The 17,837-nt window shown below is 61.6% G+C and carries 10 protein-coding genes; 9 read left to right on the forward strand and 1 reads right to left on the reverse strand.

Annotated elements, in window-relative coordinates; translation table 11 throughout:
* Positions 1 to 238 precede the first annotated feature (238 nt).
* From V5E97_RS37490 to V5E97_RS37530, 9 genes are all read left to right on the forward strand, one after another.
* The gene (locus V5E97_RS37490) at positions 239 to 1,906 is read left to right on the forward strand and encodes an Hsp70 family protein (protein WP_406696646.1); all 1,668 of its coding nucleotides are present in this window, start codon (positions 239 to 241) and stop codon (positions 1,904 to 1,906) included.
* A 67-nt stretch (positions 1,907 to 1,973) separates the two neighbouring features.
* On the forward strand, positions 1,974 to 4,040 hold the full coding sequence (locus V5E97_RS37495) for an Hsp70 family protein (protein ID WP_406696647.1): 2,067 nt from the start codon (positions 1,974 to 1,976) through the stop codon (positions 4,038 to 4,040).
* Positions 4,037 to 4,930 carry an FHA domain-containing protein gene (locus V5E97_RS37500; RefSeq protein ID WP_406696648.1) on the forward strand — a complete coding sequence of 298 codons (894 nt, stop codon included), beginning with the start codon at positions 4,037 to 4,039 and terminating at the stop codon, positions 4,928 to 4,930. The genes V5E97_RS37495 and V5E97_RS37500 overlap by 4 nt, the downstream gene beginning before the upstream one ends.
* Before the next feature lie 36 nt (positions 4,931 to 4,966).
* A complete protein-coding gene (locus tag V5E97_RS37505; RefSeq protein WP_406696649.1) occupies positions 4,967 to 6,568 on the forward strand; it encodes an FHA domain-containing protein in 1,602 nt (533 codons plus the stop codon).
* Positions 6,565 to 8,670 (forward strand): VWA domain-containing protein, encoded by a 2,106-nt coding sequence (locus tag V5E97_RS37510; RefSeq protein WP_406696650.1) that lies wholly within the window; start codon positions 6,565 to 6,567, stop codon positions 8,668 to 8,670. The genes V5E97_RS37505 and V5E97_RS37510 overlap by 4 nt, the downstream gene beginning before the upstream one ends.
* Positions 8,671 to 8,720: 50 nt before the next feature.
* On the forward strand, positions 8,721 to 9,629 hold the full coding sequence (locus tag V5E97_RS37515; RefSeq protein WP_406696651.1) for a hypothetical protein: 909 nt from the start codon (positions 8,721 to 8,723) through the stop codon (positions 9,627 to 9,629).
* 129 nt (positions 9,630 to 9,758) lie between these two features.
* Positions 9,759 to 10,478: an MgtC/SapB family protein gene (locus V5E97_RS37520; protein ID WP_406696652.1), complete on the forward strand. Its 720-nt coding sequence runs from the start codon at positions 9,759 to 9,761 to the stop codon at positions 10,476 to 10,478.
* Positions 10,479 to 10,975: 497 nt separating this feature from the next.
* Positions 10,976 to 16,141, forward strand: a complete 5,166-nt coding sequence (locus tag V5E97_RS37525; RefSeq protein ID WP_406696653.1) for a golvesin C-terminal-like domain-containing protein — start codon at positions 10,976 to 10,978, stop codon at positions 16,139 to 16,141.
* 69 nt (positions 16,142 to 16,210) lie between these two features.
* Positions 16,211 to 17,173 (forward strand): HEAT repeat domain-containing protein, encoded by a 963-nt coding sequence (locus V5E97_RS37530; RefSeq protein ID WP_406696654.1) that lies wholly within the window; start codon positions 16,211 to 16,213, stop codon positions 17,171 to 17,173.
* On the opposite strand, the gene V5E97_RS37535 is transcribed toward V5E97_RS37530, so the two are convergent.
* A complete protein-coding gene (locus tag V5E97_RS37535; RefSeq protein ID WP_406696655.1) occupies positions 17,146 to 17,730 on the reverse strand; it encodes a hypothetical protein in 585 nt (194 codons plus the stop codon). The genes V5E97_RS37530 and V5E97_RS37535 overlap by 28 nt on opposite strands.
* Between the last annotated feature and the right edge of the window lie 107 nt (positions 17,731 to 17,837).

The raw sequence follows: 17,837 nt of genomic DNA on the forward strand, positions 1-17,837 counted from the left end.
GTGGCCCAAGCAGACCGGCAGAATCCACCGACCACTACCATTTTTAGAGCCGCTCGGACCGCTCCGGGTTCCCGCGTTCGCTCCATTCGAAAAAAATGAGCGACTGCCATCGACCCCACTCCGCGATTACAATCAATAATTCAGTCGACTCGACGAAGATCCAGGGCGAGACGGCTCGACTCCCGGTTTTCGAGCCAGTCTCTTGTTTGCAGTGGCCCAGTCAAAGGGAGCCGTTGCCGTGAGCGAAGGTCTCAAGCGCGTCTACGGAATCGATCTGGGGACAACCTATTCGGCGATCGCCTACGTCGACGAGCATGGGAAGCCGGTGATCGTTCCCAATCAGGAGAGTGAACGCATCACTCCCTCGGTCGTGCTCTTCGACGGTGACAACATTATCGTGGGCAACACGGCGAAGGAGTCGGCCAAGGTCGAACCGCACCGCGTCGTCTCGCGGGTGAAGCAGCACATGGGCGACCCGAACTACGTGTTCGAGCACGACGGTCAGGTCTTCAGCCCCGAGGACATCTCGTCGTTCATCCTCCGTAAAGTTGTCGGTGACGCGGAACTGGCCCTGGGCGAAGAGAAGATTACTGACGTCGTCATCACCTGCCCGGCCTACTTCGGAACGCCCGAACGCGAAGCGACCGCCAACGCCGGGCGTCTGGCCGGGCTCAATGTCCGTGCCATCCTCAACGAGCCGACCGCCGCCGCCATCGCCTACGGGCTCGAGCAAGGGGATGATCAGACCGTCCTCGTCTACGACCTCGGCGGCGGCACCTTCGACATCACGATGATCGAGATCAAGGACCGCCTAATCCGGGTCATCTGCACCGGCGGCGACCATCGTCTCGGGGGCACCCTCTGGGACGAGGCGATCGTGATGTACCTGGCGGACCAGTTCCGCGAACAGACAGGACTCGACGCCGACCCAATGGACGATCCCGAGGTCCTCAATGACCTCTTTCTTCAGGCCGAGCGCGGAAAGAAGACACTCACCCAGCGCGAAAAGGCCCCGTTCCGGGTCACCCACGCCGGCCAGCAGGCCCGCGTGGAGCTCGAACGCACCAAGTTCGATGAGATCACCAAGCACCTGCTCGACCGCACGCTCGAGCTCACCCGCGAAATGCTGGCCGACGCCAGGGACAAAGGGCACGAGACCTTCGACAAGATCATCCTCGTCGGCGGCGCCACCCGGATGCCGCAAGTGCGCGAGCGGATCGTCGCCGACTTTGCCAAGGAACCGGAAAGCTTCGACCCCGATGAGTCGGTCGCGAAAGGGGCCGCCTTGTTTGGCCTGAAGGAATCGCTCGAAGACTCGGTCCGCGAGATCCTCGCCCCCGAGGGCACCACGGCCGACGATCCGGCCAACGGACAGAGTCTCGAGGCCGCATCCGAGGAACAGGTGGCCGAAGCGCTCGATCGGATCGAGAAGCAACTCGGATTCACCCTCACCGGCCCGGTGCGCGAGCTCGTCAGCACCAAGATCGTCAACGTCCTGAGCAAGAGCCTCGGCGTCGTGGCCCGCGACGAGAAAAACAAGGACGTCGTCGTTTACCTCCTTCCGCGCAACGGCGAAGTCCCGATGGAATACAGCAGTGACTTCGGCACCGACACCGCGAACCAGGCCGGTGTCGATATCCGCGTGATGGCCGGCGAACGAGACAGCCCCGAACCGCTCGACTGCAAGGATGTCGGCACGGCCACGCTGAACCTCCCCCCCAGTCTGCCGGCTCGGAGCCCGATCCGGGTCAAGTTCGCGATTAACCGGGACGGCCGGCTCATCGTCACCGCAACCGACCTGACCGGCGGAGCCTCGATCGACGTCGAGTTCGAGACCGAGGCGGTCCTGAACGCTGAGGAGGTTGCCGAGAGGTCGTCGGCCCTGCGGTTGCTGAACGTCTCCTGAACCAGGGCTCGAGGCGTTCCGACCTCAACAATCCTTCAAGCGTGCTGACATTCAGCGGGAGTCAAGAATGGCGAGCACGTTCGTCGGCATCGACCTCGGGACCACCAATTCGGTGGTGGCCTGGCGTAACACCTACGGCCGGCCCGAGGTGATTGCCAACCGCGAGGGGCAAAACATTACCCCCTCGGTGGTGTATTTCGGCACGGATCCCCCGGTGGTCGGCCAGGAAGCGAAGGAGTGGGCGCGGCTGGGCAATGACGACATCGCCAGCTTCTTCAAACCCCACATGGGAAGCCCACTCTATCAACTCCGGTTCGGGACCCGTGACTACAACGCGAGCGATCTCTCTGCTCTCGTCTTGAGACGCCTGAAGGAAGACGCCGAGGCCAAGCTCGGACAGGTCGTCGACCGCGCGGTCATCACCGTCCCCGCCTACTTTGCCGACGCCCAGCGCAAGGCCACGATCGACGCCGGGAACGCGGCGGGGCTCGAGGTCCTCAGGATCATCAACGAGCCGACCGCAGCGGCCCTCGCCTACGGCTTGCAACGGACCGGGACCAGTGAGACCGTGCTCATTTATGACCTGGGGGGCGGAACGTTCGACGTGACGGTCGCCCAAATCACCCCCGAAGAAATTGCCGTCCTGAGCACTGCGGGTGACCACGACCTGGGGGGCAAGAACTGGGACGATCGGATCGCAACGTTCCTCTCAGAGCGATTCGCCGCCGATACCGGGATCGATCCCCTGGACGATCCGGTCGCCCTCAACGAGGTCCTGGTCCGGAGCGAACAAGCCAAGTGGGCCCTCTCCGACCGCGCCACGACCCGGATCACGCTCCAGCTCGGGACGGAGCGACGGAGCTATGAACTCGCCCGCGCGGAATTCGAGAGTCTGACTTTCCCACTGATGGACCGGACCAGACGACTGACCGAAGAGGCCCTCGAAGAAGCCAAGCTCAGTTGGAAGCAGCTCAGCGGAGTACTGCTGGTCGGCGGTTCCACGCGCATGCCGATGGTTCGGACCTACGTCACCCAGATGGCGGGCGCTCCCCCGCGAACCGGGGTGAACGTGGACGAGGTCGTTGCGCTCGGAGCCGCGATTCAGGCGGCCATGGAGGAGGGTCAGTCCTCCCGCGACGCCACCCCGCAATACAGTCTCGCCGGCGCAAGGCGAATTCATGACGTGATGTCCCACAGCCTGGGCACCGTCGCCATCAGTCCCGATGGCTCACGCTACATCAACGACATCGTGATCCGCCGGAACTTGCCGATTCCCGCTGAGAATTCCAGGTCTTATCTCCACGCCACGCACGGCGGAGCGAACTCGAAACTCGAGGTCTACATCACCCAAGGGGAAAGCGAGCTCCCGTTGGATTGCACGATTCTCGGCAAATATGTTTGCTCGGGAATCCACGCCACCGATTCCGAAGTGACGATCGATCTGGAAATGTCGTATGACGCCAACGGTGTCGTGCAGGTCGCCGCGGTTCAGCGTGATACCGGACATCGCCTCACGATGGAAGTCGAGCCGGTCCCCAACGATCTCTCCTGGCTCGGCCGAGCTCCGGAATCGATCGTCGAGGCGGGCCGCCCCGAACCCGTGCGCGTTTACCTCTTGATGGATGTCTCGGCAAGCATGGCCGGTTTCCCGCTGGTCGAAGCCCAGACCGCCGCGCGCGAGTTCCTCGACCGGTGCGACTTTACCACCATGGAAGTCGGCTTGATCTCGTTCTCGACCCAGGTCACCTTGCAGGCCGAGGCCACTGATAACTCGAGGAAGGTCCAAGCCGCAATCTCCCGGCTCGAGCCGGACAGCAGCACGAATCTGACCGACGCGATCGACCTGGCCAGCGAACGGCTCGTCGCCACAGATCGGATCCGCTATATGGTCGTCCTGACGGACGGATACCCCGACGCCTCCGAAAGCGCAGTGGAGAGTGCGCAAGCGGCGCGGGAGAAGGGAATCGAGATCGTGGCCATCGGCATGGGCGATGCCGACCTCGATTATCTTCGTCGGATCGCAAGCAGCGAACAAGGTTCGATCTTCGCCCATGCCGGCGAGCTCGTGAAAACGTTCGGCCACATTGCCCGGGTCATCGCCGAGGGGGGCCGTAGCTTGCGGAAGATTCAATGAGCGTCGCGAGCAAGCCCGTCCCGCTTGCGCGGAGTCGGTTCGTGAACGTCCGCCAGGCCTACGACCTCGCCCTGGCGGGGGCGCTCGGCGCCATCTTCGGCCTCTATCTCTACGTCGAGCTCGTTCGGGCCGACTCGGTGCTAGTCCGCGACGCCCTGGCAGGAGTCGCGATCGGTGGCACCATCGGCTTCTTCCTCAATGCCGCCGGGCCATTTCGCGACGGTGCCTGGATCAAGCTCAGCCGCGCCTCCACCTGGGGAGCCCTGGCCGGCGCAGCCGGGGGAGCGCTCGGGCTGGTACTCGGCGAATCCGTCATCGGCTGGTTCCAGGGGGGCCTGGTGGGCCGTGCCCTCTCGTGGGCGGTCCTGGGGCTCGGGATCGGGGTTAGTCAGGGACTGGCCGAGCGTTCCCGACAGCGCCTCGTTTACGGCCTCCTCGGTGGAGGACTCGGCGGCCTGGTGGGCGGCTACCTCTTCGAATGGCTCCGGCAGAGCCTCGGACATCGCTACAACAACAGCCTGGGCCAAGGGCTCGGGATCGTGATCCTGGGGGCCGGCTTGGGCCTCTTCCTGGCGCTCGTGGAACAGGTCTTGAGACGAGCCTGGATCCAGGTCATCTCAGGGAGGCAGGAGGGACGCGTCTACCTACTCGCCCGGAAAGTCTCCGCGCTCGGGTTGGACGAGCGTGCGGAAGTCGGCCTGTTCGGGGATCGCGCGGTGGCTCGACGCCACGCCGAGATCGAGTCGACGGCCAAGGGTTATGTCCTCCGCAACCACGCCCCGAGCGGCCGGACCCGCGTCAACGGAACGGTCATTGATGATATCCACATCCTGAGCAACGGCGATCGAATCGAGCTCGGCCAGACGATGCTCGTGTTCCGGCAACGCTAGAAGCGCGGCCGATACTCCGGCCGAACGAGTCACACAATGAATCAAAGCGGCTGGTCGCTGGAAGTGGTCCGTGGAACGGAAGTGGGTCGAACCTACGCGCTCAACGGAGCAGCGATCGTGCTCGGGAACGCACTCGATGAGGGCACCGGGCTCGATCTCGGCCACCAGGAAGGGAGCAGTCCGCGCCGGATGGCCGGGCGACAGGCCCAGATCGACCTTTCCTCCAAGGGTCCGGTGGTCCGCGATCTCGATAGTCCCGGCGGCACCTTCGTCAACCGTCAACGCATTCTGCCGGGGCAAGCCGTCACGCTCCAACCGGGGGATTTGATCCAGATCGGCGGCGTTCAACTCAAGTTGATCGCTCGAGCCCCGGCAAGTGCCCCAGAGCCGCAATCCAGGCCCGCGCCTCAACGAACCGCCCCCGTGCCGGCGGCTCCCTCGCGACCAGGGGCTCAGCCAGTGTCGGCATCGAAGCCGAGTCGACCGGCCGCGGTCGCTCCCGCATCCCCTTCGCCCGCGACGAAGCCGCCACCACGGCCGGCTTCACCCCCTCCGCCCCCACTCTCCAGGCCTGTGCGAGGAGGAGCCTTACCGAGCCCATTCGTGCTCAAGGCGGGAGCGTCGTGCCGGACCTGGGACGATGTCTTGACGGTCTCGGCTCAACGCTGGGAGGCTTTGCGTGACGAACTGACTTCGGGGCGGCTGGCTGCTTTCCTCGCCACCCACCGGCTGAACGAACTGGTTCCTTCGGCGGATGCCCCCGGCACCGCTGACGAGCGCCTGGATGCCTGGCTGGGCCAACTTCCCACGACGCGGCCGAGCCTGCCGGAACTGGACGTGCATCCTGAGACATTGACCGTCCGCGCGGTGGCAGGGGGGGGAACGACGCGCCAGGTCCTCGCGATCACGAACACGGGGTATCGACTGCTGCGCTCGACCCTCAGCGTCGACCCCAGCGCGGCCGCCTGGATCAAGCTGTCATCAACGTTCACTGGGCGGTCCTTGATCACGGTGGATCGCACCGAGGTGCCTCTCGACATCCAGATCCCCGAGCAACTTGCGGCTCCGAAACTCGGGACGATCGTCATCGAGAGTAACGGGGGAACCCGCCGGGTGACCGTGCGGCTCGAGCGACTCCCCGCGCCGGAGTCGATCCCCGAACTCTCCTCGGCCATGTACGGCGAGGGGGGCCCCGATCTCCTCGAACTCGTCGCACGACAACCGATCGGCCTCCGCATGGCGCTCGGAACCTTGGGAGGCCTCGCACTTCGGTCACTCGTGGCACTCGGCGGACTGCTTCCCATCGGGCAAGGGGCAGGTGCGGCCGAAGCGCTCCCTCGCTTGTTGGGTCCCGTGATCCTGTTCGCCACGGCAGGGGGCGTCATCGGCACGGCCCTCATCGCGAGACGGGGTGAGGCTCGTGACCTGCCACCGGCGGGCTTTGCGGGGGCATGCGGCGGTGTCTTCGTCGCCGCGCTTAGCGTCGCTTTCTGTCGTGCCGTGGAGCCGATCCTGGGACCGGCGCCGACTCGATCCCTCTGGCTCTCGGGCCTGCTCTGGGCCGTCCTTGGCGCAGGGATCGCGGGGCTCTCCCTCGTAATCGCCCCCCATCGCACCGTCGCGGAGTCCGAATCATGAACCTCCGTGCCGTCCTGTCGATGGTCCTTCTCGTTCTCGGGTTCGGCCAGATGCAGGCAAGGGCCGCCGATCCCCAGGCCGACGCCATCGCCCAGGCGATCGAGCGTGGCGTCGACTTCCTGAAAGCGCAGCAAGCTCCCACGGGAAACTGGTCGTTCTCGTTCAACCATGACCATACGTTGGGAATCACCGCGCTCGCCGGCCTGGCCCTGTTGGAGAACGGAATCGAACGGACCGACCCCTCGATCACCCGGGCGACCTCCGTCGTCCGGAGCCTCTCGCTCAGATCGACGCAGACTTATGACCTTGCCCTGGCCATCCTCTACCTGGCCAGGGCCCAGGTCGAGACTCGAGGGCCCGACGACCGCCTGATTCAACGGCTGGCCGCGCGACTCGCCTCGGGAGAGCAGGGGGGGATGTGGTCGTACACCGTGCCGCTCGAGAACATCGAGGACGACGAGCGGCCCCGCACGTCGCGGCGAGATCAGTCGACGAGGGTCGCCGAGGTCGGTGACAACTCGAACACCCAATTCGCCCTGCTCGGAATCTGGGCGGCCAGCCGCCACGGGTACGAGCCCAACGCCAGCCTGGCGGCCATCGATGGCCACTTCCGACGGTCGCCCGATCGGAACGGGCGCTGGGGGTATGTCAGCGGAGCGGCAGGGACCGATTCCATGACCTGTGCGGGGCTCATGGGGCTGGCGATCAGCGCAGCTCGGCCGAACCTGGCCGAGCGCCAGACTGCCCGCGCCCGAGGCGCGGCCCTGGCCGCCGATCCTATCTTCGCCAACGCACTGCAAGCCGTGGCCAAAGACGCGCGGAAGATCGGCCAGAATTCCGACATTTATTACCTTTGGTCACTTGAACGAGTCTGCGTCGCCCTGGGACTCCGCGATCTCGACGGCTTCGACTGGTACGAGACAGGCGCTTCGGAACTGCTCCGACGCCAACTGGAAGACGGGGGCTGGCCCGAGCCCGCCTGGGGCCGAATTCCCAATACCTGCCTCGCCTTGCTCTTCCTCCGTAAAGCCAACCTCGCCTTCGAGCTCGATCGCGTCCTGAAGCTTCCGACTTCCTCGCGGCCCGATCGACCAGCCGACGAGGTTCCGCTCACGGACCAGGCCAAAGACGAGCCGCCCCGAAAGGGGGGCGAGGAAAACGACGTGGTGGTCACCGGGGCGAGCGACACCAATTTCCCGGAGATCTCGGTCGAATTTGAGGTCAAGAGACCCGATGGGACCTACTTACTCGACGCGACGGAGAAGGATTTCAAAGTCACCGAAGAAGGCCAGCCGGTCGTGATCCGAAAGTTCCAGTCCCCCGTCACCACTCAGGCGCACGCGACCACGGTTGTGCTCGTGGTTGATCGAAGCCGGAGCATGGAAGAGGAGGACCGGATCGGCAGCCTCAAGAGTGCGGTCGCCTCGTTCGTGAAAGGACTGCCGCCAGGGTCGCGCGTGGCTGTCGTGGCCTTTGGCTCCGACGTAAAAACGATCTGCCCGTTCACCGGCGACCCGCAAAAGGTCCAGGAGGCCGTTGACGGCTTGACCGCCGAAGGAGCCACCCGCTACTACGACGCCGTCGCCGAAGCGCTCGAAATGCTCAATCGAGAAAAAGGCCGCCGCGCCGTCCTGGCGCTCACCGACGGAGAGGACACGTTCAGCCAGTCCGCCTCGCTCGACTCAGTCATCGTGGCGGCCCGCCGCCTCGGCCTGCCGGTCCACACCCTCGGTCTCGGTACGGAGGATGAGATCGAGAGCGATGCGCTCCGTCGACTCGCCGCCGAAACGCGCGGCCAGTACTACCCCGCGCGCCAGGCCGATCAGTTGCGATCCATTTATGAACAGCTCGCCGAACGACTGCGGTCCAGCTATTCTCTGTCCTACCAGAGTGACCGTGCCCTCCCGGATGGAACGCTCCGGCCGGTCCGGATCTACTACCGAGCCAGCCGCAAGGCGGGTGAGACGGCCGTGTTCATCCCCGGCATGGTCGTCCCCGCGGGTGGCTGGCCCCACCTTTTCCTCTTGCTCGTCGCGGTCCTGATTTGTCTGGCGGCGCTCCCGGGCTGGCTCTCGCGAAAGCAGAAGCCCGCGCATCCTTGACACCTGACCCAGGCCCAATCGTCCCTCCTCCGTTGTTGAGATCGGTGTCGATGCTCCCACCCATCCGCTACCCGCTGCCCACGCTCGTGCTGCTCGTTGTCCTGGGCCTGCTCGCCTGGCGTGGAGAGGTGATGACTCGTCCGCTGAGGTCGGCCCTGACCACGCGCTGGCAACGTCAATTCGAGGGACCACCAGTCCCCAACTCGACCGAGCCGAAAGTCGTCGTTGGGCCAATCGTCCGCAAGGCACTCCTGCTGCACGACGACGTCAGCACGTCGGATCGCCCTGGAGGGACCCCGGCCGAGCCAATCCGGCTCCGAATGTTCGTCGACATCTACGACGTCTGGCCCTTGAGCGGCTCCCCGGATTTCTACCGAGTCGGCAATCGCCGGCCAATCGGTTGGGTGCGTGCGAGCGACTTATTGCCTTGGGAAACCCGGCTCGTCGTCCACGCCCCAGAAGGCGAAACCACATCAGCCAATGCAAATATCCAGGCTGATCAACCACCACTCAAAAGCCTTCCGGCGCTTCCGGTCCTCACCTGGACAGCCGACTCGATCGAGGTCGCAACCTGGGACGACTCGCTTCCCTGGCAGTCCGTGAACCGGCACCGCCAAATCCAGATCGCTGACATTGCCCCCGACGATTGGGGAGTCTGGATCAGCCGTCCCGAATTACTCAGTCTCTTACGACGAACCGGGCCGAACCCCGCCGAACCCGCAAAGCTCACACGACTGCGCGCCATCCTCGGCCGATTATCGGACGATCGTCCCTTCTCGGCCCAAGATCAGGCCGCGGCGACTGCTTTTCTTCCTGCACAGGTCTTTACGTCAAGCAATAACCCGTTGTCCATTCTAGAGTCGAATGAGTCGCTGGCGCGGGCCAACGAGAACTGGAAGCCGGAGGCCTCTTGGGGTGGACTCTCGTTCCAGTTTCTTCCGCTCTCGGCACTTCCCTGACCGCGGAATCCGCCACTGCCGTAGCCGCGCGGACACGTGAGGCATCAGCATTGCCTCCGCTCGAACGGCTTCGCCACGGGTACCAAAAGCACATCGCGAATCGGACGGTACGCGATTCGGAGGAGAAACGTGACGACTGATCTCGGCTGGCAAGAAATCGTCATACGACTCACTCTCACGGTCATCGCGGGGACGCTGGTCGGTTTCAATCGAGGGGAGCATGGTCGACCCGCCGGTCTGCGGACGACGTTGCTCGTCTGTATGGCCGCGTCGATCTCCATGATTCAGACGAACTTGCTCCTGGCAACCGCTGGCAGATCGACAGACTCCTTTGTGACCATCGACCTGATGCGGCTCCCGCTGGGGATTCTGACCGGGATGGGGTTCATTGGCGGGGGAGCGATTCTCAAGCGGGGCGATATTGTCCGGGGAGTCACAACGGCGGCGACTCTCTGGTTCATGACCGTGATCGGCCTCTGCTTTGGGGGAGGTCAGAAATTGCTGGGCGCCGTTGCTCTCGCGATCGGGATGCTCGTCCTCACAGGCGTCAAGCGATTGGAGTTGCGAATTTCTCAGGACCGATGGGCCACTCTGACTCTAACAGCATCCCTCGACGGTCCGACGGAAGAATTCATCCGGAATGATCTCATCGGCCGTGGATACAGGGTGGCGAATTGGGGTGTCAACTATGAGATGAACGAGCGGCGTTGGACCGTGTGTTGCCACGTTTTTTGGCGAGTGCGCCCCATCGATTCCGACCGGCCGGACTTTGTGATCGAACTGTCCCGACTGACCGGCGTCTCCCGGCTGAAGTGGAGCCCGCAAGGCCTCCCGGACCATTGGGAATAATGGCTGCGCGATGCGATCGCTGGCCAACCTCAAGTCAATTCCCTTCGGCAAAATTGCTCCTGAATCCCCAGCGATCACCGAAACTTGAAGTCACGTCCGTTGCGCATCCGCCCTAAATACTTACCTACAGGGCGAGTAAGTTCCGCCTTAATGCTGTGTTCGAAGAACATGCCTGCTCGCGACTACGTCAAGACATCTTGCAAATCAACGTTCTATTATCGACACTACTTAACCCTGAGGCTCCAGAGTGGCCTTCAACCAGGACTCACGGAGTCTGGCCGGGCCTTCAACAGGATCATGGCCCCGCAGGCACACGACTCCCTCGCTTTGAGAACGATACATTGAAAGCACAACACGGCAGTGGTCGCGGGCCAATTTCCAATAAACCTAGCAAAGCTCGTCACGCAAGACGAACGACATCTCTCCGAATTGAGGCCCTGGAAGCTCGAACATTACTCGCCAGCCGGCTCTTTGCACTCCCACGCGACAACCCGTTCGTGATCACCGAGCTTAACCGCCTGACCGGGGCCGAGATTCGCCGTTTCAATGCGCCCGTGCCCGCGAATCCCAGCGGCGAAAACGGCCTCGCATTTGACGGCCAGCTGCTCTATTACATGCCACAAGATGGTTCGGGGCGACTTTGGGAACTCAATCCCGACTCCGGCTCCGTAATACGTTCGCCAGTTGTGACTTCTGGTTTCGCCAATATCGACGGACTCGGGGCGGTTGGTGGAAAGGTTTATCTCCAAGACCACTACGCGGACCAGATTATTGTCATAAACCCAGCGAACGGATTCGAAGTCGGCCGCCTCAATGTCGCAGCCGATCTTGTAGGGGGACTGGCCGGAGCGGACAGCCCGAATGAATTAATTGGAACTGAAAGACTCGATGTCGCCGTAAGGATTAACCCCTCAACTGGTTCAGTTCTCGGACGGTTCCTCCTTCCCGGCCCGGTTTACGGGGCCGCGTTTGTCGATGGCAATTACTATTTCGGCTCCGCATTCAATAACCGGATCTACGTAGTTCAACGCTCGGGCGATCCCCTCTACACTCTTACTATCCCTTATCCTGTCTCAGCCCTCGCGGGTGACGGCGTCGAAGTCAGCCCAAGTAACGAGCGCGTCCTCAATGGTGATTTCGAACGCGGCGACTTGACCGGCTGGCTCACAAACTCAGTCTCGAACGCTTTGCCCCGCCTCGGTTATCAGGTCTACAGCGGAACTGGCCCCTGGAGCTGGCCGCTGCCCACACCTCCGCAGGGCAATTTCGCGGCGACCAACGAGTTGATGTGGGCTGCCCCGAACCTGGTTGAAGCCAAGATCCTCTACCAAGATGTATTCCTGCCAACAGGACAGTTTGCCGATCTGTCGATGTTAATCGGATATCAAAATTTTAGTAATGCTTTTCTGACTCCCAACTCGCTTGACACTCATTCCGTCCTCAACCAGCAATTTCGCATCGATATCGTCGATCCGAGCGCAAGTCTGCTCTCGACTGCCGCCGCCGATGTCCTGATGACGATCTTCCAGACCCGTGCCGGTGCCCCGAATATCCTGGCACCGACCGCGATCACCGCCGACCTCTCAAGCTTTGCTGGTCAAACGGTGAGACTTCGCATTGCCGTCGCTGCAAACCAGGCAGATTTAGTCACCGTAATTGACGCAGTGAGCATCAAGACGAACAGCACCTCTCCAAGCGTCGGCGTGACCCCCTACTATGTCGCCGATTTCGAAGAGTTTGGGGGGGGCTCCAAGAGAATTCTTCGCATCGACCCCACCACCGGCGTCCAGTCCGTTGTATCGTCGGGGGGCCAATTCATTGCCCCCTATGGCGTGACGATCGCTTCAGATGGTTCGCTAATCGTCGCCGACCGCGGCCCGCTCGGTGGAACTGGCACCCTTTTTCGCATTGACCCGACCACCGGCACCCAATCGGTGATCACCACCGGCGGGTTCCTCGTGGATCCCACCGGGGTGGTCATCGACCGCGACGGCAGCCTCCTGGTCGCCGACTTCGCGTCCGGCGGAACCGGACAGATCATTCGGGTTAATCCCAGCACGGGCGTACAGACATACGTGATCGACGTGGGCCCGGTGGCGGGTCCATTTGGCATTGCTCTCTCCCCGGATGGTTTGATCTATACGGCTCAGCATGCGGGATTTTTCGGTCTATATGGCCAAATCCTCTGCATTGAACCAACAACATCAACGCGAATCTTAGTTTCAATCGCTGGATTTCTCTCCGCACCGTCCAGCTTGGTCGTGGCCCCTGACGGCAGCCTGATCGTCTCCGACCGAGGAGCATCGAATGCCCAGGGTGCAATCTTACGGATCACCCCCCAGACCGGGGGCCAGACCGTCATCTCGCAGGCAGGCTTCTTACAGGAACCGGTCGGAATCACACTAACATCAAACAGCAGCCTAATCATTGCAGACATCTATGCCAATTTGAGTGAACCTGTGCGCAGCGGCGCCTTGCTCGCGGTCGATTTGATCTCCGGTATGCAATCGATCGTCGCAACGAGCAACTACATCCGGAACCCAACGGGCGTTGCCACCGTTCCTGCCCCGACGATCCCCAGCCCGCTCGAATTCGATGCGATCGAAGACACGTTACTGAGAGTTGCGGCACCCGGTGTCCTTGCCAACAGTTCAGGGAGCTCAACGTTCGTTGCTTTCGTGGCAACGGAACCGGCTCACGGCACACTGACACTTTCCAGCGACGGCTCGTTCGACTACCAGCCCGCGGCTGACTACTTTGGCCTCGACAGTTTTACCTACGTGGCTAGTAATGGTCTGGCCTTCAGTGCTCCACGCACCGTCAACATCACGGTTAGTCCGGTCAACGATGCGCCGACTGCCAATAACGACACATACATTACGCCCCAGGCGAAGCCTCTGATCGTCCCAGCACCTGGCTTACTCGCCAATGACACGGATGCCGATGGTGATACATTAACGCTCACCTTTCTCACATTTCCGACAAACGGAAACTTGCATATTACTGGTAACGGAGGATTCGTCTATACACCGATTTCGAACTTCGTGGGAACTGACACTTTCACTTATTTGGTCATGGATGGCGTGCAGCTAAGCCTCCCGGTCGTGGTGACGATCCATGTCACGCCCACACCGATCAAGCTCACGGATCACGGGCAATTAGGCTTCAGTCAAATCGGTCCGTGGACCAGTGCCGAGGTCGGCGGGTATGGCGGCTCGGTCGATTTCGTACCGAGCGGGGACGGTTCAGCCAAAACGACGTGGTTCACTGATGGACTAGAACCTGGAACTTACGAGATCCACGTGACCTGGCTGGCAGGCGGAAATCGCGCCAGCAACGCACCCTACCGGATCTATGACGGCAATACATTACTCAAAACCGTCTGGATCGATCAACGCAACGCACCCGCTGGCACAAACACCCAGGGAAACGTGGTATTCCAAAGCCTGGGAACCGCCACTATCGTTGGGACCTCGCTGCGTGTCGTACTCAGTAACGATGCCGACGGATTTGTCATTGCCGACGCGATTTTCATTCGCGAAGCCATTCCATTCTCCCCCCGATTCGCCGACGACGGCCAGCCCGGTTTTAGCGAGACGGGGACATGGATACCTTTCACCACTAGCTCTGGAGGCACGGCACGCTACGCTGCTCCGGGCGATGGCTCAGCCAGCGCCACCTGGTTTCGCGACGATTCAGTAACACCCGGTTCCTACCAAGTCATGGTGACCTGGAGCGCGGGACTCAATCGCGCCAGTAACGCGCTCTATCGAATCTATGACGGGAACAGGTTGGTCAAATCTGTCCGCATCGATCAGCGGAACGCGCCCGTCGGCCCAATGCGAACACGCGACGGGGTGTTCCAAAAAATTGGTGAATTCAAAATCACTGGAGACTCGATTCGCGTCGTCTTGAGTAACGACGCGGACGGCTATGTTATCGCGGATACAATTTACATTTCCGAGCCCACTTACAGCTTTAGACACTCCGACGACAACCAACCCAGCACCAGTCAGATCGGCACCTGGGAAACGTTTCCATCTGGCTACGAGGGTTCGGCCCGCTACACCGCGCCGGGCGATGGTTCGGCGAGTTTCACCTGGGTCATCGGGTCGATGACACCAGGGACCTACGAGGTGAATGTGACCTGGGGAGCGGGCGGTAACCGTGCGAGCAATGCACTCTACAAATTTTATGATGGGAACTCCCTCATCCTAACGATCCGAATCGATCAACGCAAAGCCCCCGACGGATTACTTTGGTCGGACAACTTACAGTTCCAAAAGATTGCCGTTGTCACGATAACGGGATCGACACTTCGGGTCGTCTTGAGCAACGATGCTGACGGTTATGTGATCGCCGATGCTGTGCTCCTCGGTGATCGCACCGACTTCACACCCAAAATCTCGGATGACAGTTTTCCCAGTTCCAGCCGTACTGGAACCTGGGTGAACTTCTCAGGCGGATACACGGGAGCGAGGTATGCCGCACCGGGCGATGGATCGACGAGCCATACTTGGACACAGTCAACGCTCGTTCCCCGCGCCTATGACATCCAGGTCACGTGGAACGCAGGGGCCAACCGCGCCAGCAACGCACTTTATCGCATCTATGACGGTGATATCCTCCTCAAATCCGTTCGGGTCGACCAACGCCTTGCACCAATTGGCGTCTCAATGTATGGCAGCATCTTCCAGAGCCTCGGCACGGTTATGCTCACAGGAACCACACTCCGGGTGGTCTTGAGCAACGACGCTGACGGATATGTCATTGCCGATGCGATTCGTATCAGTGAGCCGATCCCCATTTTGCCGAAATTCTCCGATGACACCCAACCCAATACCGTCCAGAGCGGAACTTGGGAGAGCTTCTCGACCGGATACGGCGATACCGCGCGTTATAGCGCGCCGGGCGACGGTTCAGCGAGTCTTACCTGGGTGCAAAGCGCGTTGGCCCCTGACACGTATGAGATCCAGGTGACTTGGAATGCAGGCAGCAATCGCGCCAGCAACGCCCTCTACCAAATCTATGATGACAACACCCTAATCAAAACAGTGCGGGTGGATCAACGCGATGCACCGATCGGCGGCGTCACCGAGAACGGCATCATCTTCCAAAGCCTCGGCACTGTCACGATCACAGGGACCACGATCCGCATAACCTTGAGCAACGATGCTGACGGCTATGTCATCGCCGATGCCATCCGGATTTCCGCCGCCAGTTCTTTACGTGCTGCAGGTGGCGCCAACTCACTGCCGGACAGAAGGCTTGTCAACCTCGAGGATTTACCTCTGATCGTTGACGCGGCCCTTGCACGTTGGCGGGTGGCTGGGGTTGAGGAGTCACAACTCGAGGCATTACGTACTGTGCCGATTCGGATCGTTGACTTACCCGGCGATGAGCTGGGCCTTGTCGGTTCAGACGGGATTGCGATCGACCACGACGCCGCCGGATACGGCTGGTTTATCGACCCAACTCCCGATGATGACTTCGAGTTCGCGGCCGGGATGACGAACCCAACCGCCCAATTGATCGACCTGCTGAGCGTGCTGGGGCATGAGTTCGGCCACTTACTCGGGCTTGAGCACGAAGCTCAAGCGGGATCGACCAACGTGATGGCCGATACTCTACAGCCGGGGAGTCGGCGGGTCATCCGACGCTGATTCAATCGTTTGAGTGAGAGCAATGACACAGGGCCGGCTTTGTTGACGCCTCCCGTTGGGATGAAGTCAATGCGCTGTTATCGAAGCCGCTTCGGACTTTCCTCCTTGATTGCACTCGTGGCGATATTCGCCCTGGTCTTCTGGGGGGTCCGGACCTCAAATGACCTGAGCCCACCGCACCTCTGGATTCGCTGGCTGACGGAAACGGACGTCCCACGGCGGCGCCTGGCGGCCGAAGAACTCGGCAGGGGGGCAGGATCCGTTGATGTGGCGGCGCAGGCACTGGCGCGGGCGATCCGTTCCAATACCGACCCGGAGACACGTCGCCTCTCATGCGTTTCGTTGGCCAAGCTGCTGGGCCGTGGTGGGCATGAAACAAGCCTCGTCGCGGCGGTGGTTGCCGAACTCGTCGGGGCGTTGACTGATCCCACTCCGAGTGTCCGACGAGCCGCGGCTGAAGCCCTGGGAGAGCTCGCGACCGACCATGCCTCCGTTCTCCCCGCTCTCATGAAAACCGCGCGAGACAACGACCAGTGGGTACGGGGAGCAGCGGTGGGCTCTCTGGCCTACGTGACGCGCCGAACTCAGAGCAGTATCGGACAATCGGACATTCGAGAATGGCTCGTCGAAACGGCCGATGATCCAAGTGACCATGTCCGCGAATCAGGCATCCACGCCTTCTGGATCCTCAACGTGAAGTCACCGGCGGTATCCAGGACGATGCTTACCGACTCGAATGTGAAGGCCCGCCGCATGGCGGTCAGGGCGATGGGACGCCACCAAGGATTAGCAAGTGCTGTAGGCGATACACTCTTAACAGGATTAAAGGATGACGATGCCTCCGTGCGCGCGGGGGCTGCTCGTGCTCTGGGGGGAGTGACCCCGCCCCCAGGTTCCGCTCGCCACGACCTGGTTCAACTTCTCTCTAACAGCGTGCCGGCGGTTCGCCAGGCCGCTCGGCAATCACTCGAATTGATCAAAGATTCGACTTTCGACACTTCGGTTCAATCGGCCCGAGAGAACTCACCGTAAGTGGCCGAGACCCGGTCGCCCACGGTACCAATGCGGGACTTGTCTACCTCCAGGGATTCGAAGAATCGCCGGACGATCGGAGAATCGGCCATGGCATTCGGGGTGACGACTTTCAATTGATACACGGAACGGCCTATCAGGAAGAATTGCATCGAGACCGTATATTCTTGCGGCATTTCGATCGAAATTGCCTTCCCCACAAGATCACCTCGGTGGACCTCGCTCTCTCCGACTAACTCACCCTTCGATTGTGCAAGCGTGCTCTCCGCCGTTCCGTCCAAGAAAGGGCCCCGGTCAAACTGCACGTCTTCATCGAGGTAATGTCTCTCGACGAGACTGAAAAGAATCGTGTTGTCGTCGATCCCGACCCGTTGCTTGACGACCTGTGTTGGTCCTACGCTATCTTGTTCATCCCGGGACTCGACCTCGGGTTCCCCAGGCATCCCCACCGTGAGAACGCCGTCGGAGGAGGGGACAGTCCGCCACTCCAGGGAGGCAGGATTCGCCGCTTGCGTCGTGATCGGTAGCGAAAACCAGAAGAGGCGAAGGACTCCCATTCCAATGAGAAGGAGTCCCCCGAGTTTAAAGAATCCTCGGCTCCGCGCATGCCATTCGTCAAATCGAGCATTGAGGCCTGGCCGCTTCCCCACAATACGGTAGCCGA

Source organism: Singulisphaera photorubra, from assembly GCF_045290345.1.
Lineage (GTDB): Bacteria > Planctomycetota > Planctomycetia > Isosphaerales > Isosphaeraceae > Singulisphaera.

Bases quoted from the DNA above. Each gene is read 5' to 3' on its own strand.
- V5E97_RS37515 (WP_406696651.1), top strand. From the start codon at position 8,721: ATGCTCCCACCCATCCGCTACCCGCTGCCCACGCTCGTGCTGCTCGTT.
- V5E97_RS37505 (WP_406696649.1), top strand. From the start codon at position 4,967: ATGAATCAAAGCGGCTGGTCGCTGGAAGTGGTCCGTGGAACGGAAGTG.
- V5E97_RS37530 (WP_406696654.1), top strand. From the start codon at position 16,211: ATGCGCTGTTATCGAAGCCGCTTCGGACTTTCCTCCTTGATTGCACTC.
- V5E97_RS37500 (WP_406696648.1), top strand. From the start codon at position 4,037: ATGAGCGTCGCGAGCAAGCCCGTCCCGCTTGCGCGGAGTCGGTTCGTG.
- V5E97_RS37495 (WP_406696647.1), top strand. From the start codon at position 1,974: ATGGCGAGCACGTTCGTCGGCATCGACCTCGGGACCACCAATTCGGTG.
- V5E97_RS37535 (WP_406696655.1), bottom strand. From the start codon at position 17,730: ATGGGAGTCCTTCGCCTCTTCTGGTTTTCGCTACCGATCACGACGCAA.
- V5E97_RS37510 (WP_406696650.1), top strand. From the start codon at position 6,565: ATGAACCTCCGTGCCGTCCTGTCGATGGTCCTTCTCGTTCTCGGGTTC.